18 protein-coding genes are annotated in these 17,777 nt (G+C 48.3%); 15 read left to right on the plus strand and 3 right to left on the minus strand.

What is annotated here, in order from left to right:
* The first annotated feature begins 3 nt into the window (after positions 1-3).
* The 4 genes from J2Z18_RS14220 (at position 4) to J2Z18_RS14235 (ending at position 4,898) form a co-directional block, all read left to right on the plus strand.
* A complete protein-coding gene (locus tag J2Z18_RS14220) occupies positions 4-372 on the plus strand; it encodes a YxeA family protein (protein ID WP_007128087.1) in 369 nt (122 codons plus the stop codon).
* A 60-nt stretch (positions 373-432) separates the two neighbouring features.
* Positions 433-2,631 carry a M1 family metallopeptidase gene (locus J2Z18_RS14225; RefSeq protein WP_007128086.1) on the plus strand — a complete coding sequence of 733 codons (2,199 nt, stop codon included), beginning with the start codon at positions 433-435 and terminating at the stop codon, positions 2,629-2,631.
* Positions 2,632-2,769: 138 nt separating this feature from the next.
* Positions 2,770-3,483 carry a response regulator transcription factor gene (locus J2Z18_RS14230; RefSeq protein ID WP_007128085.1) on the plus strand — a complete coding sequence of 238 codons (714 nt, stop codon included), beginning with the start codon at positions 2,770-2,772 and terminating at the stop codon, positions 3,481-3,483.
* Positions 3,480-4,898 (plus strand): sensor histidine kinase, encoded by a 1,419-nt coding sequence (locus tag J2Z18_RS14235; protein ID WP_007128084.1) that lies wholly within the window; start codon positions 3,480-3,482, stop codon positions 4,896-4,898. The genes J2Z18_RS14230 and J2Z18_RS14235 overlap by 4 nt, the downstream gene beginning before the upstream one ends.
* 244 nt (positions 4,899-5,142) lie before the next feature.
* Here J2Z18_RS14235 and J2Z18_RS14240 read toward each other — a convergent pair whose 3' ends face one another.
* Positions 5,143-5,898 (minus strand): MerR family transcriptional regulator, encoded by a 756-nt coding sequence (locus J2Z18_RS14240; RefSeq protein ID WP_244152642.1) that lies wholly within the window; start codon positions 5,896-5,898, stop codon positions 5,143-5,145.
* 124 nt (positions 5,899-6,022) lie between these two features.
* Here J2Z18_RS14240 and J2Z18_RS14245 point away from each other — a divergent pair, with 124 nt between their 5' ends.
* The 6 genes from J2Z18_RS14245 (at position 6,023) to J2Z18_RS14270 (ending at position 11,717) form a co-directional block, all read left to right on the plus strand.
* Positions 6,023-6,511: a DUF6022 family protein gene (locus J2Z18_RS14245; RefSeq protein ID WP_007128082.1), complete on the plus strand. Its 489-nt coding sequence runs from the start codon at positions 6,023-6,025 to the stop codon at positions 6,509-6,511.
* A 40-nt stretch (positions 6,512-6,551) separates the two neighbouring features.
* Positions 6,552-7,433 (plus strand): Vgb family protein, encoded by an 882-nt coding sequence (locus tag J2Z18_RS14250; protein ID WP_208604284.1) that lies wholly within the window; start codon positions 6,552-6,554, stop codon positions 7,431-7,433.
* A 356-nt stretch (positions 7,434-7,789) separates the two neighbouring features.
* Entirely contained in the window at positions 7,790-8,518 is a 729-nt protein-coding gene (locus tag J2Z18_RS14255; RefSeq protein ID WP_007128080.1) for a VOC family protein, read from the plus strand.
* A gap of 289 nt (positions 8,519-8,807) precedes the next feature.
* Entirely contained in the window at positions 8,808-10,034 is a 1,227-nt protein-coding gene (locus J2Z18_RS14260; RefSeq protein ID WP_007128079.1) for a copper amine oxidase N-terminal domain-containing protein, read from the plus strand.
* A gap of 353 nt (positions 10,035-10,387) precedes the next feature.
* On the plus strand, positions 10,388-10,942 hold the full coding sequence (locus tag J2Z18_RS14265) for a TetR/AcrR family transcriptional regulator (protein WP_007128078.1): 555 nt from the start codon (positions 10,388-10,390) through the stop codon (positions 10,940-10,942).
* 91 nt (positions 10,943-11,033) lie between these two features.
* Positions 11,034-11,717, plus strand: a complete 684-nt coding sequence (locus tag J2Z18_RS14270; RefSeq protein ID WP_007128077.1) for a DUF3995 domain-containing protein — start codon at positions 11,034-11,036, stop codon at positions 11,715-11,717.
* Between the two features lie 180 nt (positions 11,718-11,897).
* On the opposite strand, the gene J2Z18_RS14275 is transcribed toward J2Z18_RS14270, so the two are convergent.
* Both J2Z18_RS14275 and J2Z18_RS14280 read right to left on the minus strand, forming a co-directional pair.
* Positions 11,898-12,731 (minus strand): ABC transporter permease, encoded by an 834-nt coding sequence (locus tag J2Z18_RS14275; protein ID WP_007128076.1) that lies wholly within the window; start codon positions 12,729-12,731, stop codon positions 11,898-11,900.
* A gap of 2 nt (positions 12,732-12,733) precedes the next feature.
* Complete coding sequence (locus J2Z18_RS14280; protein ID WP_208604283.1) at positions 12,734-13,690, minus strand: ABC transporter ATP-binding protein; 957 nt, start codon at positions 13,688-13,690, stop codon at positions 12,734-12,736.
* A 443-nt stretch (positions 13,691-14,133) separates the two neighbouring features.
* Between J2Z18_RS14280 and J2Z18_RS14285 the strand changes: the two genes are divergently transcribed.
* From J2Z18_RS14285 to J2Z18_RS14305, 5 genes are all read left to right on the plus strand, one after another.
* Entirely contained in the window at positions 14,134-14,349 is a 216-nt protein-coding gene (locus tag J2Z18_RS14285; protein WP_007128074.1) for a hypothetical protein, read from the plus strand.
* Between the two features lie 35 nt (positions 14,350-14,384).
* Complete coding sequence (locus tag J2Z18_RS14290; RefSeq protein ID WP_007128073.1) at positions 14,385-14,822, plus strand: Rrf2 family transcriptional regulator; 438 nt, start codon at positions 14,385-14,387, stop codon at positions 14,820-14,822.
* Positions 14,823-15,211: 389 nt separating this feature from the next.
* On the plus strand, positions 15,212-16,420 hold the full coding sequence (locus tag J2Z18_RS14295; protein ID WP_210094850.1) for an MFS transporter: 1,209 nt from the start codon (positions 15,212-15,214) through the stop codon (positions 16,418-16,420).
* 223 nt (positions 16,421-16,643) lie between these two features.
* Entirely contained in the window at positions 16,644-17,105 is a 462-nt protein-coding gene (locus J2Z18_RS14300) for a MarR family winged helix-turn-helix transcriptional regulator (RefSeq protein ID WP_210094851.1), read from the plus strand.
* 23 nt (positions 17,106-17,128) lie between these two features.
* Positions 17,129-17,767: a nitroreductase family protein gene (locus tag J2Z18_RS14305; protein WP_144869882.1), complete on the plus strand. Its 639-nt coding sequence runs from the start codon at positions 17,129-17,131 to the stop codon at positions 17,765-17,767.
* The last annotated feature ends 10 nt before the right edge of the window (positions 17,768-17,777 follow it).

The raw sequence follows: 17,777 nt of genomic DNA on the forward strand, positions 1-17,777 counted from the left end.
GGAATGAAAAAGGGGTTTATCGCTACAGCTGTCGTATTGATCGTACTGGTCGGATTCGTCGTATTCATCCAAAACGTGAATTTGAACCGCATCGGCGCGCAGCAATATTACGTGCAGATTACTCAAGACGGAAAGGAAATGGAAGATAAGTCTGACAGTGGACAGAAGTATGTATCGTACGAATACACACTGCAAGGCTTTGATTCTAACGGAAAGGAAAAAAGCCTCACCTTTACGGCAGGCAAGGAGCTGCGCAAGGACGCATATTTGCGGATTTATGTGAAGGGGGATGGAGTCAGTTCCTACCAGGAAGTAAAGGCCAGTGAACTGCCTGAACTAGCGAAGCAAAAGCTGGCCAATGCCGGGCAATAGATTCTTCATCCGGGGAACTCGAATGATGTTTACTAAACATACCTATGAGGAGAGAAACTTATGATTCAAACAAACTTCAAATCTGTATCTCAAAAAGCGCTGACTGGCTCGTTGATTGTCGCGCTTGCAGTTAGTCCCTTGATTCAAGTATCCCAAGCCTGGGCCGCGCCGGCTGTTTCATCCGCCCGGTCCGTTCTGGCAGATCAGGCACAGCATGCTCAGGTCCAATACAGGATCGACGCCCGGCTTGACGAGAAAAACATGCGCATCAAAGGGAGCGAAACCGTTACCTACCGGAACATGTCCAAAGATACGCTATCGGAAATCGTCTTCCACACGTTTGCCGACGCCAACCGATCCAAGGCGACCCAAACCTCGATGTTTGAGCAAAACAACGAGGAGATCCGGAAGGAAAATCCGCAGAAGAAGCCGGAAGATTTTCTTGGCGGCATCGATATCCGAAGCGTGGCAGCTGAAGGAAAACCCGTGCCCTTTTCGAACAGCAATCAGGCCTTGTCCGTTAAACTACAGCAGGAGCTAAAGCCGGGGGAAGCGGTGACGGTTGAAATCGGTTTTGAGGTGAAAATTCCGTTCGGCATGCAGCGCCTGTCCTACTACAAAGACATCATCAACGGCGCACATTGGTTCCCGGTCATGTCGGTCTATAACGAGAACCAGCATGCATGGGACAAAAAGCCGTACAGCAAAACCTTCGAAACCGATTATTACGATTCATCTGATTTCGAAGTTCATATTAACGTGCCGGAAGCCTATCAAGTGCTGATGCCGGGGACGATCACCACTCAGGCGGACCCGAAAGAGCCCGGCCGGAAAGTCGTTACCGCCGTTGCCGATAACACCCGGGAGCATGTCTTTTTTGCCAGTCCGAATTATAAGGTTGAGCGCGTAACGCGTGACGGCCTGACCATTGAATATTATTACTTCGACAATATGCCGGACAAGAAAAAACTCGTCGATGAATACATCGACACCGCTTTTAAAGCAATTCAATTTTTTAGTGAAAAATACGGGGAATATCCTTACCCTGAATTCCGGATCGCGGAGTCGTACGTTGAAGGTGTGGCGGTGGAGTTTGCCCGGGTCATCCAAATGGGGCAAATCCGGCCGAATAGCGATCCGGCGCAAGATACCACATTTGTGCACGAGATTGCCCATCAATGGTTCCATGCTTTAATCGGCAACGATTCGGAAAGTGAGTCGTTTCTGGACGAAGGGTTTGCCGATTTTTCGATGGTATATTTTGCAGAAAAACAAGGCGATAAGCTGAACGGGTTCCAATCGATCCAAATCGATGATGTGTCTTTTATAGACAAGCCAATCGCCTCAAATAATACCGAAGCGGAGGGCGAGGCCAACCCGGTCTTTTATAAAAAAGGACGCCAGGCCATCTACCAGCTGTACCGCATGGTGGGCGAGGACAAATTCGATGCGTTCATGCAGGAATATTTCAAGCGGTATCATTACAAAAACGCGACGATCAAAGGGCTTTTGCAGACGATTCAGGATACGCTAGGAGAGGAAGCGCGAAAGGAAATGGACAAAGCGCTGCATGATCCGCAGTTTGCTCTAAAGCCCGAATACCGATTGTCTGAGGCGGAAGAAGCTTCGTATTGGCGTGAGCAGTTTAAAACGTCGTACCGTTCTTCCCTGTCCCAAATTTCGAATCTTCCGGCGGAAACAATGAGCCGCATCGTGGATAAGGCGCTGCAAGGCGAACCGTTAACGATCGTGGTGAGTGATCAGGCTGGCAGCAAAGCGAAAAAGCAGCAGCAGACGATCTTGGCACAGCTTGAACGGACGCTTGGGATCATGGGAATTCCTTACGAGGTCGTTTCCGACCGACAAACACTCAAGAAAAAGCTGAAAAAGGAGCTCGGAACCAGCAACATCATTGCCATCGGCAGCGCGAAAACGAACGGACTCATCCAGGCGCTTAAGCCCGGAATCATCCAGAAATCGAAGGCCATCGGCTTCGACTGGAAAAGCAGGATGAACCAAAAAGCAGCTTCTGGCGCATACGTCATTAAGCATCCATACAATCAAAACCGCTTGCTGCTGCATTTTTTCTGGAACGGTGACGCTTTGAGCGATAACGCGGTCGAGCCGTTTGCGGAGCAGATGCTGCAATCGCTCGGTTTCAGCGGCAACTTTTACCAGTATTACGTTTTGAACAAGACAGGGCAAGTCGCAACAGATAAAAAGATCGCCAACCCGATAGCGAAATTTTTCGGCGAATAATAATAGAGTCTCTGGCCAATATTGCCCATTTCAATATATGGTTATAGTATTGGAAGAGCGGGGAAGATGATTGATGAAGACTTGGCAGCTTTTAGCTGCCGGTCTTTTTCCTTGCTTACAGAAAGGAGATTGAACCGATTGCCGCAAAATCAAAAAATACTTATCGTCGATGATGAGGAGGATATCGTCAAGCTTCTGCAAACCGTGCTTAAAAAGGAAGGCTTCGAGCATGTGTCTGCCGCCTCTTCCGCCGAAGAAGGCTGGATTCGGTTTCAAGACAAGCAGCCCGACCTCGTCATATTAGATATCATGCTCCCCGATGGCGAAGGGTATGATGTATGCAAAAAAATCCGCAGCGTTTCGAACGTGCCGATATTCTTCTTGTCAGCCAAGAACGAGGAAATCGATAAAATACTTGGATTTGCCATCGGCGGCGACGATTACATCACCAAACCGTTCAGTCCGAAGGAAGTGGCTTACCGGATAAAAGCCCGATTCAGAAGAACGGAATCTGCGCGGGATGAGGAAACGAAAGAACACACGCTGAAGGCCGGCCCGTTCGAGCTTGACGAACATACATTGGAACTGAAGAAAAACGGCGAAATTATTGAACTCAAACCGAAGGAGCTTGGTCTGATTAGCTATTTGCTGAAGCACCCGAACCGGATTATAAGCAAGGAAAGCCTGTACGATCAGGTGTGGGGGGAGGATTCCTTCGGTTATGACAACACGGTCATGGTCCATATTCGGCGGCTGAGGGAGAAGATCGAGGACGATCCCTCAAGCCCGCAATTTTTGGTGACCGTAAAGGGCCTCGGATATAAGCTGGCCGTGGAGGAACCGGTGCGATGAAATGGCGGCTGACGGGGAGATATTTGGCATCCTCCGTATTGATTGTCGTCATCGTCCTTTTCATAAACCTTTTGGTGATCGTCGGCCTTTTTATATATCAGAATGAATCACCAAAGGATCCGCTTCGCCAGGGAGACCATTCAGCCGAGGCCATCACCCGCTCCTTCGGACAAGAGATTGTTCTTTCCGAATCGGGGATGAGCATAACCGCGCAGGGGAAGGAGACGCTTGAGCGCAATCAGGCATGGATTCAAGTCCTGGACGAAAACGGTAATCAGGTCTATGGCTTTCGTGTGCCGCGGGAGGCCAAAACCAAATATACGCCGATGGATATCGTTCAGACTTACAAATACATGGAAAAAGAACTGATGTCGACCGTATTTATCGGGGAGAAGCAGGGGAACGGGGAGCGCTTCAGCTATTTGATCGGCTTTCAGGATCCTTATCTGGAGCGGAATATCTTCACCTATGATATTCGGCAGGTCGGACGTTTTCTTCAAATCGGAATCGTGACCGTGATTTGCGTCGACGGTTTCATTGCACTCTGCATCGCTTATCTGTTCAGCAAGAGGTTAACCCGGCCGCTTTCCGCGCTCATCGACGGGATTAAGCAGTTGGCCCATAAAAACTACCAGTTACAACACGAAACGAAGGGCATCTATAAGGATGTGTTTTACAACGTCAACATGCTGACCGAGGAGCTGCGGGCAAGCGAGTTGGAACGGAAAAGGCTGGACCGGATGAAAGAGGAATGGATCGCGAACATTTCGCATGATATCAAAACGCCCCTTGCTTCGATTCAGGGATATGCCGAAATGATGCGGGACATGGATTATGATTTTACAATCGAGGAAATGCGGGATTACGCGGAAATCATTGAACAGAAGTCGCATTATTTGAAAGACGTGATCGAGGACCTTAACCTTTCCACCCGTCTGAGAAACAAGGGGCTGAAGCTGAATCTGAAAAAAGTAAACATCGTCAGCCTCGTCCGAAGCGCTGTCATCGATACGTTGAACGATGCCCGTTACGGTAACCGGAATATCGATTTCCAGTACAGCGAGGAAGTCATCCTCTTGGAGGCTGATGACATTCTCATACGCCGTGCGGTCACCAATTTGATCTACAACGCGGTGGTTCATAACGATGAGGATGTTTCCATACTTGTCAGCGTCGAAAAGAAAGGCGATAGAGCTCGAATCGTTGTCGAGGATCAAGGCAAAGGGATCCCGAAAGAGGAGCTGGAACGGATATTTGAGAGGTATTACCGCGGAACCCATACAGGAGAGCTGCATAAGGGATCCGGTCTCGGGATGGCCATCGCAAACGATATCGTGAAGGCTCATGGTGGCGAAATCCATGTGGACAGCGAGCTACTTCGCGGAACGCGAATCGAGATCTTGCTTCAAGCTTAAGAAGCGAAAATCCTTTGGCGTAGAGAAATACCTGTTAGACGATGGGGCAATAGAAAAAAACAAGCCCAGATCAAACCCAAGTTAAGCAAATCGATGGTCGTCAAAGATCGTTGATTAACCAGGAAGCCGCAGTTATCAGAAATGATAGCTGCGGCTTCTATACTATTTACGGTATTGGTACAAGTGTAGAAATTTAATGATGTTAATTCATAAAATCATAAAGACGGCAGTACTGGAGAACCGATTAATGATCAGCCGCGGTTGTTTCCGAGTTGTCTATTGTTTCAATCAAGCGATATAGAAAATAGAGAGCGCGCATCTGAAGTTTGATCGTTTTGTTCAAGTGAACTTGGATACGATCAGAAACCTTCATCGAATCCTCGATGTTCTCTAGATCTAAACGTGCAACGGATTGCTTCAAGTTCACGGTTTCCTCGGAATAAACAGCGCTCTGCAGCACCTGAATCAATCGAATTTTAAAGAGATGCGCTTCGTGATAAAACCGGTAATCGTTATCAGGGTCTCGCTCCGTAGTGAACAGGCCGCATTGCTCCCAGTAACGGATTGCCGATTTCGAAGCCCCCGTCCGTCTGGAAACCTCGTGGATGCTGAAATGATGATTAATGTCGTGAGCTCGACTACCTTCAGAATACGATTTCAGCTCCCTTATTAGTTGATCTAAATTTGCTTTTTCCCGATGAAGCATGACCTCTCGATCCCTGACGATCCACAACGCGTCATCCAGCTCATTTCGCCTAAGACAATGCATGACCTGGCTGGTTACTTCCATCCCAAATGCGGCTGTCATGGCTTGAATACATGCCAGAAAAGCTTCATGCCGTTCTGTATACATACGATATCCGTTGGAAGATCGATCTGCAGGAGGCATCAGCCCCTTTGCTTCATAGTTTCGCAGCGTGTTGCTGCTTAGCCCGTATTTTTCTGCAAGCTTTTTGGGGCGAAAGCCCATGTGATCCCCACCTTTGGCAAAAATGCGCAAACATTAAAACCTTTGCAATGTTATTCTGGATATTTTGTTCATTTCCTTCATGTAATTTCCTTGAACCTTCCAGTTGGCTTACATGTTGTATGATGAAGTTAATTCAATTCAAGGAGGAGTTTATATGACCGTAAAACCAGTACTGCGTTCTGATATGACCATTGAGGAAATTTGCGTGGCAGGTAATCAGTACATCGAATCCGAATGGAAAACATTATACGATGCGATGTTGGATGAGTTAACGACCGCTTTTCGCGAAATCGAGGATGCTGCCTATGGACGGTATTTGGACCAGCTGATGCCCGCACTATTTGACAGCCTTGAAGACGCGGGGTTCATTGCAGCGGAGCCCCTCAAGGAACATGATTTCGTAATCGGGAAATGTCTGATATTTCGTAATTCGCTTGAAAAATGGGGGACCGAAGATAAACGATCTAGAATATTCTGGAACGTTATACGCCGTAAGGATGGTCAACAGCCCATTGGAACTCTGTTAACCGAAATCCCTCATTCTCATCTGAAGTTCGATATTCCAAGGGCACCTGTGCTCTATTCGCTGCGCGAACATGAGAGAGAACAAATCGCAAAAGGGATTCGACGGATTATGGAATAAGAATAAATCGCTTTTTGGGGAGGTAATTTGTGTGAAGGTCATGATACATGAATATATAGTCAAAACGCAGGATTCCGGGCCATACGGAATAACGAGGGGAAAAGATGGAGCCATGTGGTTTACGGAACAACGGGGCAATCGGATTGGACGAATTAATGACGCAGGCGAGATCACTTCGTTCCCCCTGCCGACAGAGAGTGCCGGAGTGATGTCGATTATATCGGATCGGACCGGGGACTTGTGGTTTACCGAGTATCAAGCCAATAAGATTGGTAGAATGTCGCTCGATGGCTATTTTACAGAATATGAACTTCCTGTCGTGAATTCAGCCCCTTTCGGCATAACCGAAGATCGTGAGGGTGCCATCTGGTTTACAGAAATGAATAGCGGCAGAATCGGAAGGTTAACTGCGTCGGGGGAGATGACCGAGTTTGAGTTGCCTAACTCAGACACATTCCCTTCATTTATTGTTCCCGGCTCAGACGGGGCATTATGGTTTACGCAGAATCAAGGGAATTCAATCGGTAGAATAACTACTGAAGGTGATGTAACCGAATTTCCGATTCCAACACCAAATTCCGGACCTGTAGGCATTACGAGCGGTCCTGACGGGGCATTATGGTTTGTGCAAATCATGAGCAATAAAATCGGAAGAATGACAACATCTGGCGAGGTTACGGAATATATGATTCCGACATCGAATGCCAAGCCCCATGCTATCATATCCGGGGAAAATGGGGATCTTTGGTTCACGGAATGGGGTGGAAACCAAATCGGTCGAATTACGGTTCAAGGAAAGATTACAGAGTATCCAATCCCGACTAATCACGCCGAGCCCCACGGTATAGCGATTGGCACAAAGGGTGACATTTGGTTCGCTGAAGAGTGCAACCAGATTGGACGTCTCATCATCTCTCCTTAACAGCATGAGACGATCATCTCATGCTGCCCCTCGCGGGCGGCCAGCAGAGAAGCTGACAGAGCCTCGAGAGATGCTGTCACCTGAATCCCAAACCCAATTTGGGCAACAAATCGCAAAACGTTCGTAGGAAACCACGATGGGGAAATTTTTAATCGAGATGTAATCGCTTCGCAGGTCGCATAATATGCGGCTTTTTTCTTTGGAGTAAAAGACTTTCTTGTCCTAGCTCAATGTGGGTCTCTTTTACTTAATTGCATTTTTACTTTGTCACATTTTCCGCCTCCTTCCAGTCTTGTTTAATGACAGCGTGTGGCTGCAAATCCTGTCTAACTCAATTATCTAGAGGAGGTAGTAAGATGAAAATCATCGAATTGGAACTGAGAACCGCCCGGTTAGCCGAAATGAAGGAATTCTACACAGAAAGACTTGGATTCGCTTTAGCAGATATAACGAAGCATTCAATCACGATCGTTGTCGGGGAAACGCGGTTGACTTTCATTCAAGAGGAGGAGGAAGGGGTGCTGCCGTCCTACCATCTGGCAATGAATATCCCCGAGAACCAAATCCGCGAAGCGAAAAGCTGGCTTCAAGCCAAAGGTTGTGAGGTGCTTTCCGCTGCGCCCCTTCCGTTCGCAGGAATCCAGGCAAACGAAGACATTGCATATTTTGAAGGAACGGATGCACATGCCTTCTATTTCGAGGATCCTTCGGGGAATCTGGTGGAGTTCATCGCTCGGCATCGGATGGACAATGCCTCGACTGAACCGTTCGGTCACGAATCCATTCTGAATGTCAGCGAGATCGGATTTCCCCTTCACGGCAGCATATCGGATGCCATCCAGCGCCTTGATTCTCGGTTCGACGTCACGCGTTATATCGGGGACGGAAAGATGTTTCAAATGCTCGGTGACGAGCATGGTATGTTCATCTTGGGGGATTTGGCCATCGGGTGGTATCCTTCGATGAAGATTCCGGAGGTTCACCCAATTCGAATGACGATTCTCGATCCTAACGAAGGGGAGTTTCAATTGGAGCCGTATCCCTACTTCATTCGTGTTGTAAACAATACATTGTGGCCATCCTGAGCGGGATGGCCTATACCTATAAGTAGTTTCTGTCACGACTGATAACTGCCATTGCCGAGTATTTAAACTCGTAAGTCCGCCTATGAAGCTAAGGCTGCTCTTCGCTGCAGGGCAAACCTTGCCTGAGAGGCCTCAAACGACTCAAGAGTTGGGAGCAGCGACCTATGGGATCATCGCCTTTGGTTCGGTAAAATACATAAGAAGTGCCAATTATTACATACCTTATCATTTCGTTATGGACCTTGCGTTTGTAGTAAGAACAAAATTTAAATAGATGAGGAAGTCACCCATGAGAAAATTGCTTGTGTGCACTGTAGCGATCATGCTAAGTTTAGCTGCGTTTCACACCGTTATCTACGCATCTGAAGTCCGAGTATCCGTGGATGGCCGTGAAGCACAATTCCCAGATGAGCACCCATACGTCGATCCAAAAACGAACCTTACGATGGTTCCCCTTGCTTTTGTCTCCGACAAGCTCGGAGCTACTGCGAAATGGAACGGAAAATTAAAACAAATCACGATCTCACTTAAACGTGACAACATAATTTTGGTGATTGGCGATCATCATGCACAGGTGAATGGAAAAAGAGTGGATTTTAAAGGGGCTGCGGTCCTTAAAAACGGTCGCACGATGGTCCCGCTTCGCTTCATTAGCGAGGCCTTGCATGCAATTGTGGATTGGCAGCCCTCAAGCAATCGGGTAAGCATCATGACTTCAGTGGCCCGAGTTCCGAAAGGCACGTGGATATGGGACAGTTCCATCCTGAAACAGGATCAAGACAAAATTATTATCTTCGCAAGAACAAAAGGGTTAACGTCTATTTATCTTCAGATCGACAGAGATATTGATCCGGCAGTATATGAGAGCTTTATTCGAAAAGCGAAGAGCGAAGGAATTCAAGTGGAGGCACTTGAGGGTCGTCCCGAATGGGCCTATACATCTAAGCAGGAGGATATTCAAAAATTTATAACGTGGGTGAAAGCCTATAACTCCTCGGTTGGCCCGGAAGCAAGGTTTTCGGGATTGCATCTTGATATTGAACCGTATGCGCTAAGTGAATGGTCAAAGGACAATAAGATCATCCTTGAAAGCTGGATGGACAATATGAGACTGATCGAGAAAGAAACCAAAGGGAGCGGCTTGAACATCGCAGTCGACGTTCCGTTTTGGCTGAATACGATAAATGTACCGGGGACGGATTACAGTATGAGCGCATGGTTGCTGGAGAAGTTCGATTCCCTGGTCATCATGAATTATCGAAATCATGCGTTAGGCAGCAATGGAATTGTGGACAATGCGCAGGCCATACTGAGAGAAGCCTCAACGCTAAAGAAGAAGGTTGTGGTAGCTGTAGAGACGCTCGAAAGCACAGAGGGGCCGCGGGTTTCATTCCATTCTATGAGCAGTGAAGTGATGGAAAGAGAGTTACAGTCCGCCCATAATCAATTGGCGCACTATGCAAGCTATGCAGGCTTCGCCATTCACGATTTCAAAAGCTGGAAGGACATGAACTAAGCGGCTATTTATGAAATGATAAACACCTCTTGCCTGACTCCGGGCTTTGAAGACAACAAGCAGACGAGATTTAGTCCCATTGAAAGTCGCTGATTTAGCGACTTTTTTTGCTTTTAGGGGTTCGCCAGCAATTTAACGAAATATATCCTAAGCCTTGAAATCATGTCAGATTTTAAAAAATCCTATCCTGCTCAAGCCGATGCCACGGTAAAACTCAAGAACTAGCCTCCTTTGTAGCTTTTACAGCGCTTTGCTGTTTGCAGCACCAATCATGCTGGAACAAAACATTGAAACATACCATACCGTATGGTATGGTTTTGTTGAGGGAATTTTTGGATGGAGGGTAATTTTGAATGGTCACAGAAAAAAAACGACAGTGGTTAGAGGAAGGATTTCTGATTTTATCCGAAGAAGGGGCTGCCTCCCTGACCATTGAAACGCTCATAGGACGTTTAAAGGTAACAAAGGGGGCATTCTACCATCATTTCAAGAGTTGGCAGGACTATAAAGAAAGTCTGCTTTCTCTATATGAAACAGAACGAACACTGAATACCATTGAGTTCGCGGAACAACAACTTTCACCCCTTGATAAGTTCGAATATGTCATGGAGAAATCGATACGCCGGAATCAAAACCTGGAGGTGGCTGTGCGTGCTTGGGCGTTAATGGAACCCTTTGTGCATTCTTACCAGCAACGAATTGATCAAAGGCGAATCGATTACCTTGAGGAGATGATGTTCCTTCTCTACAGAGATCGTGAACGTGCTCGTACTATGGCGCTAATATTTTACAGTCTCCATGTAGGAAGTCAACAGCTCCTGCCCCCTGTTAAGGAGCAAGATCTAGTGAAACTTTACAGGGAAGTACAGAAGGCTTTCAATATTCAGGCATCTAAAAAAGATGAGTAGGTAGTACGAGGTGTAGTAGGAGTTATCAATGACGGGCTTTTCGCTTACGCGAATCGACTTTCAATTGTTACCAATGAGGGGGTGCTGAGTAATGGTACGTAATGTTGATTCATCTTTCGCTATTGGTTGGAAAAAGTATGCACGCTTTACAAAAACGTCAGAATGGGCGGCTTATGTTGGCTGCTTCTGGGCTCTCTTGTATGCGGTTTTCGTCCGATTCTATCAGGCCGCAGGAGGAACCATTGGCCTTTCAGCTCCAATTGTTGATCCCACTGGAGGCATTTATAAAGCAAGTTACGTAGTTGGTGTAATTATTATGCTGTGCGGGTTTATTCTGTTGGGACTCGTAAAACCATGGGGGAGGGTTGTCCCTTCATGGATTCCATGGATCGGTGGAGTGAGTGTTTACCGAGGATTATTGTTATTCCCAACGCTGATCTGCTCTGTCTTTTTAATCGCCCATGGAGCTGCAGGAATCATTACAAGAGTCCTCTTTTTGACAGGCCTCATAAGTTTGAAAATGCCGCCGGCATTTAGCGGAGACGTGGATATGCGTGTCGATGCGCTGTGGGATCTGTTTGTATACCAACCATGGTTTTTCATCATGGGGATTTTGTCAAGCTTATCAGCAGCCTATTATGTGCAAACAAGAGGCGTTTCACTCTCTGCTTTGCGACGGGGCACACTGATTTTCTCGTGGATCACCATTATCGTTTCTGCGATTTTTGTTGCGGCCATCGTTTTTGACTTTGTTGATAAACTAAGCTTTTTTTAAGAAGAGTCATGAGGGAGTTCAGATGCAATGATAAACCATGTATAGAGGCAGCTGATCAAACGATCAGCTGCCTCTTGCAGCGTCTTAGCTGCTTGTAAATGCTTTCGGAAGTATGAAACGATGCCTTAAGCAGAAAGGGCGATTTCGTTGACATATCATAGCAATGGGCATTACCTCTTCCTACTTCTCAACACGCCAATCTACCTTTTTCAAGATCAATGCGATGGAAATCAGCGAGAACAGCAAGAGTACAAGCGTATTCCAGGCGACAGACCCGGACCAGCCCGAAATCAGCACCTCCCGCATAGCCTCAGCGGCGTAAGTGGTTGGGAAGATATAAGAGAGCCACTGCAGGATCGAAGGCAATTGATCCATATCCACCATGACTGGCGTCAGAAATGAAATGAACATCATCAACGCCTGAACCAGCATATTCGTCAATTGATGGCTAGGCGACCAGAAGCCGATCAGAACACCGGCGCCAACCACGCTAAAGACAGTGAGCAGCAAAACAGGGAGTAGTCCCCAGCTGTAGTGGAATTGTATGCCGTAAGCAAGTTGGCCAATCATCGCCAGGATGATAAAAGACGGTACGCTCATGATCAAGCCGCGCAGCAGATTGGCGAAGATGAAGTTTACCTTGGCAATCGGCAGTGACGAATAATACGTGAAGTGGCCTTGATGCTTCTGCCAAGATATCTCCTGAGCCATGGAATTGAGTCCCATGACGATTAAGCCGAATAGCATATTCCCCGTAATGATGCGGGTCATGACAGCCGGGGTTGGGTCGAGCGTAAAGAATTTGAGAAACAGCAGCGTCGTTAATGGAAACATGCATGCCATAATGAAGATCCAAACCCACGCCTCGCGGATGATCGTGAACTGAATGCGTGCCAGGATCAGCCATTCCATGATGCGGCGGCGAACGGAGCCCTGATGCTCTTGCCCTTGGAGAAAGACCGCTTCTTGCAGTTGAAAGTCTCGGCTTTGCATGGATGGTTGAATTTTTTCCATGTTTAGACCACCTCCGCATCGGCAGGCTTAGCTTGTTCGTCATCGATATGAAAATAGACGTCTTCAAGATTCGGCGGAACCAACGAGTATTCTTCAATCGGTAATTGCTTCTCAGTCAGGGCGTCAATCGCGCGGCTGGCGTCTTGCTTCTCAATCAGTGTCCGGATTCGGTTTTCTCCCATTTTGGTCCAGTGACCCAGTGCACTTAAGCTTTGGCAAACATAATCGCTTTCGCCTAAGGAGGTCGTGATTTCCAGCTTCATCCGCTGATCGACCCTTTGTTTCAACACACTGACATGATCGATGGCGAGCAGCTTGCCATGATTTACAACAGCTACTCTGTCCACGACCTGCTCGGCCTCGAGCACGTTGTGTGTTACCAAGATGACGGTGACACCTTGGCAATTACGTTCTTGTATCAGATCCCATACGAGCCTTCTCTTTTTCGGGTCCAGTTCATTGGTCGGCTCATCCAGAATCATGACGGGGGAAAAGCCGATCAAGCAAGTTCCAATCCCGATTAACCGCTTCTGTCCGCCGGAAACGTTTTTCAGCAGCTTATGTCGGAGATCCTGCATACCAAAGCGTTCCAACAATTCCTCTGTTTGCTTTACGGCGGACTCCTTCGTCAGCCCCCGCAATCTTCCCGTAAAATACAAAGCTTCCCAGGTTTTTAAACTGGTCAGGGCGTGAGGCTCTTGCGAATAGTATGCCACCTCCTGGGCAACTCGTTTGGTTTGGGTCTGTACGCTGGTTCCTTTATAACGAACCGTACCTGAGGTGGGAGCCAGGTGACCTACCATCTGCTTGATTAGCGTGGATTTGCCTGCGCCATTCGGACCGAGCAAGCCGAGAATCTCTCCTTGTTGAACGTCGAAGCTTATGTCTTGATTGGCGACAACCTTTCCTTTTTTGTACGTTTTATTCACATGCTCCAATTGATAAATCAGCTTCAAGATTCTTGCCCCTTTCTGTTCGTATGGTTTTGCTGCTGCGTGTCTGAACCTCATGAGAGTTTGAATTCGTTGGTTGCTTAATCGTTTGATGAGATGATTCTTATAGCGTGCTTAACGGTAAATCAACAGACGTTACTCTAAAGATATCGTAATGTGTTGCCATGGAGTGACGGGCGGTAGAATGGTTTTCGTCTCCGTCGGAGGACGGAGAAAGCTGCTATGCTCCTTAGTCCAATGCTTTGATTGGCAGGAAATTTATAGCTGTTAGAGAGACATCATCTTCTTTCGTGTAACCCCCAATAACTTCTTGCGCGAAATTACGGTAATATCCAACACAATTTCACCCCACACATTTCAAATGAATTTTTATTTTAGAAATTTTGCGTCCATTTGCTATTTCCGCCGTCTTCCTATCGTAGTACAACATTATGGAGGAGTTGGTTGAAATGGATAAAAAGAACATTTTGCGGATTGGCGATGATAATGCAGGTGCCTGGCATCCGCTTGGGCCTGTAGCCAAAGAACTTGAAAAGATACTGGATGGAGAATTTCGGCTAACCTTAACTAATGATTATGAAAATTTATCGATACTCGATACGCATCAATATGATGCGTGCATTTCCTATGCGGATAGGAAATCGTTGACTGGTGGGATTCAATGAAACTATAATGGTTTTATTGAAAGGGGATGCCGAACATGGCCATCGTTAGCCGTTATACAATCGCGCTTCATATTTTGACTTGGCTGGCCTATTGGGCGGAAAAGGACGAATTCTTCCCTTCCGACCGGATAGCGAACAGCGTGGGAACGAGCCCGGTTTTTCTGAGGCGGATTCTCGGACAGCTCGCGAAGGCGGGCCTGGTACTCGTGCAGCATGGCGGGACAGGGGCAGGCTGGAAGCTGGCTCGCCGTCCGGAAGATATCAGCCTGCTGGACGTGTATGAGGCTGTTGTGCAGACACCTCTGTTTGAGATGCACCACAGCCAGCCGAACCCCAGCTGTATTATCGGCCACGGCATTCAGCCTGCCCTGCAGCGGGTTTATGAGGACAGTGAGGAAGCGTTGAAGCTCCGGCTGGCACAGGAGTCAATCGGCGATCTGGTCGCATCAGCGCTTGAGCACGGGAAACTGTGATGCCGCTACAACGGCAAACATCTGTGAAGAGTCGCTCGCTGGTGGGCTGTCAGAAATGATGGACCGATCAGACACAACTGCTGGCTTGGATTCCGGCCGGTCCGAGAACCCCGGCAAGGAATCCGGCTTGCCGTTTGATTAAGACCGATCCGCGTCTTTTTCTACGCTAATCAAAGTAACTATTTCAGTTGCAATGAGAAGGGGGAGGAAGATTTCAAGTTCAGTTTAGAACGGAAGCGGCGCATCTAGGCATTCAATGTAACTGATTCAGTTGTTTTGATGGCATGAATAGTTCAGGCTGTCGCCGCAAACCAAGCGTGTTTATATTGCACATTGTAACTTATTCAGTTCCATTGAAGAGTCGATTTTAGATTAAGGAGAGGGATTTCATGGACAAACGAATTTTTTGGTTAGCGCTCGGATCGTTCGCGATCGGCACGGAAGGGTTCATGATCGGCGGTCTGCTGCCGACACTGGCGGCGGCGCTGCACGTGTCGACGGCGCTTGCCGGACAGCTGGTGACGGCGTTCTCGCTCGTTTATGCCGTGTCGTCGCCGCTGCTGACGACACTAACAGGGAGGATGGAGCGCCGGACACTGTTGTTCGGCTCGCTGCTGCTGCTCGCCGTCGGAAACGTGGTGTGCGGGTTCGCTTCCTCGTACGGCTGGATGCTGACCGGGCGGATCGTCGCTGCGCTGGGGGCGGGCCTATTCTCGCCGGGTGCCGTCGCCGCCGCCTCTACGCTGGCCGCTCCTGAGAAGCGAGGGCGTGCGGTGTCGATCGTCGTAGCTGGGCAGACCGTCTCCCTGATCCTGGGCGTCCCATTCGGGACGTGGGTCGCCCTGACGTTCGACTGGCGCATGACGTTCTGGATCGTCGGCGGGGTAACGCTGCTCGCTGCACTAGCTATCCAGCTGCAGTTCCCGCGGGTGGCACCGGCTGGGGCGGTCGGCATGCGTGAGAGACTGTCGTATTTGAAGCAGCCGGAGCTGCTATCCGCCTTGCTGACAACGCTCGCTTGGGCTACCGGAATTTTTTCGCTCTTTACGTACGTTTCCGAACTTTTCGCCCGCTACGGTGCCGGTGGCCGGATGATCAGCGTCGTGCTGTGCCTGACCGGTATCGCCAGCTTCATCGGGGTGCGGACGGGGGGCATCGCCGCGGACCGGATCGGCCCGAATCGGACGATCCCGCTGGCGCTGATCCTGCTCACGGCCTCGCTATTCCTTCTGTCGGCGTTGAACGGCTTTGCCGGCCGTCCCGGCATTCTTGTACTGGCGGTGAGTGCAATGGCACTTTACGGCTTCAGCGGCTACATGTTCAATCCTGCGCAGCAGCATCGGCTGATCGGGCTGTCAGGGCCTTCGTCAGGCATCGTCCTGTCACTGCAGTCTTCCGTCCTTTACGTGGGAAGCGCTTTGGGTGCGTCGGCTGGTGGAGCCGTCGTGCGTTTCGCCACCGCCGAGGAAATCGGCTATTTCGCTGGCGCTATGACGGCGCTGTCACTCGTCTTGTTCGCAGTGAGCCTGCGCCTGGAGCGGCGTGAGGCACATTCAGGTCACTCGCCCGCCGCAGACGATTCGGGCGCTTCTGGATAAGCTACGCAACAAACATGATGAACAAATCTTACGGCGGGCGCAAACTTATAAAACTGTAGTCGCTGGTTCGCTTTGGAACGTAATTTGATACGATCAGGAGCAGAATAGTTCCGTAAGCTGGCCCCTGAATAGAACCGTTGTCGATATTTTTTTCTCCCAAGGACTTGATTTTTTATAAATAAAGATTTATTATTGACCCATCAATCATTGATGAGTCAATGAATTGAAGGAGGTATTTATCATCTCTACATGTCATACAGAGGACCTGCTGTACTTGTTAATGCATTTAAACAAGCATATTGCAACCCGGTTTGAACGATGTGCCGGAGTAAGTCCCAATCGGCTCGAACTCCTGTGCAAACTGACGGGCGGCCAGATTAGCCAATCGGATCTGCAGAAGGCAGTGTCTATTGATCCGGCTGCGGTGACCCGTCATGTTCAGCAGCTGGAAGCGGAAGGAATACTTCTGCGAACAAGATGTGAGAGCGATAATCGGATTACGCTGGTTCAGCTAACCGAAGAAGGTAAGAGAAAGGTAGCGATGTTTAAAGCGGAGAAAGACCGATTTATGCAGGAGCTGCAGGCAGATCTTACGGAATCGGAACGACTTGGCATGATTCAAGCTCTACAGAAGCTGAACTGCAAGATTCAACAAATGAAAGAAATAAGCAAGACTAACTCATAATAGAGATAAAAGGAGAGAATATCATGACTGTAACTTCCCTAAACAATGATTATAAAGAAATTATTACTTCCCGTCGCTCCGTGCGTGTGTACGATCCAGCGGTCAAAATCAGCCGCGAGGAAATGACTGAAATTTTGGAAGAAGCGACTTTGGCGCCGTCATCCGTCAATCTTCAGCCTTGGAGATTTCTGGTTGTCGATAGCCCGGAAGGTAAAGCTACGCTAGAAGAGCTTGCGCCAGGCAACAAAACGCAAGTTACGACTTCCTCTGCTGTCATTGCCGTTTTCGGGGATATGAACGCATTTGACAATGCCGACGAAATTATGGGGACCGCTGTGGAAAAAGGGTATATGCCGCAAGAGATCAAAGATCAAATGATGGCAAACTATACGGATCTTTTTGCACGTATACCAGCACAAGCTTTCCGCGAAATGATTCTTATTGATTGCGGCTTGGTATCCATGCAGCTGATGCTTTCTGCTCGTGCCCATGGATATGATACAAACCCGATTGGCGGCTATGACAAATCCAGAATTGCGGAAGCATTTGGTATGGAGAAGGAACGTTATGTACCGGTTATGCTGATTTCTGTAGGTAAAGCCGCTAAAGAGGCACGTCGAACAACTCGTCTTCCAATTGACCGCGTTGCGGAGTGGAAGTAAGGTTATGGAC

Source organism: Paenibacillus lactis (genome assembly GCF_017873605.1).
Taxonomy (GTDB): Bacteria; Bacillota; Bacilli; order Paenibacillales; family Paenibacillaceae; genus Paenibacillus_AQ; species Paenibacillus_AQ lactis.

Excerpts from the sequence above, each read along its gene's own strand:
- J2Z18_RS14220 (WP_007128087.1), top strand. The coding sequence starts at position 4 with ATGAAAAAGGGGTTTATCGCTACAGCTGTCGTATTGATCGTACTGGTC.
- J2Z18_RS14225 (WP_007128086.1), top strand. The coding sequence starts at position 433 with ATGATTCAAACAAACTTCAAATCTGTATCTCAAAAAGCGCTGACTGGC.
- J2Z18_RS14235 (WP_007128084.1), top strand. The coding sequence starts at position 3,480 with ATGAAATGGCGGCTGACGGGGAGATATTTGGCATCCTCCGTATTGATT.
- J2Z18_RS14245 (WP_007128082.1), top strand. The coding sequence starts at position 6,023 with ATGACCGTAAAACCAGTACTGCGTTCTGATATGACCATTGAGGAAATT.
- J2Z18_RS14250 (WP_208604284.1), top strand. The coding sequence starts at position 6,552 with ATGATACATGAATATATAGTCAAAACGCAGGATTCCGGGCCATACGGA.
- J2Z18_RS14255 (WP_007128080.1), top strand. The coding sequence starts at position 7,790 with ATGAAAATCATCGAATTGGAACTGAGAACCGCCCGGTTAGCCGAAATG.
- J2Z18_RS14260 (WP_007128079.1), top strand. The coding sequence starts at position 8,808 with ATGAGAAAATTGCTTGTGTGCACTGTAGCGATCATGCTAAGTTTAGCT.
- J2Z18_RS14265 (WP_007128078.1), top strand. The coding sequence starts at position 10,388 with ATGGTCACAGAAAAAAAACGACAGTGGTTAGAGGAAGGATTTCTGATT.
- J2Z18_RS14270 (WP_007128077.1), top strand. The coding sequence starts at position 11,034 with ATGGTACGTAATGTTGATTCATCTTTCGCTATTGGTTGGAAAAAGTAT.
- J2Z18_RS14275 (WP_007128076.1), bottom strand. The coding sequence starts at position 12,731 with ATGGAAAAAATTCAACCATCCATGCAAAGCCGAGACTTTCAACTGCAA.
- J2Z18_RS14285 (WP_007128074.1), top strand. The coding sequence starts at position 14,134 with ATGGATAAAAAGAACATTTTGCGGATTGGCGATGATAATGCAGGTGCC.
- J2Z18_RS14290 (WP_007128073.1), top strand. The coding sequence starts at position 14,385 with ATGGCCATCGTTAGCCGTTATACAATCGCGCTTCATATTTTGACTTGG.
- J2Z18_RS14295 (WP_210094850.1), top strand. The coding sequence starts at position 15,212 with ATGGACAAACGAATTTTTTGGTTAGCGCTCGGATCGTTCGCGATCGGC.
- J2Z18_RS14305 (WP_144869882.1), top strand. The coding sequence starts at position 17,129 with ATGACTGTAACTTCCCTAAACAATGATTATAAAGAAATTATTACTTCC.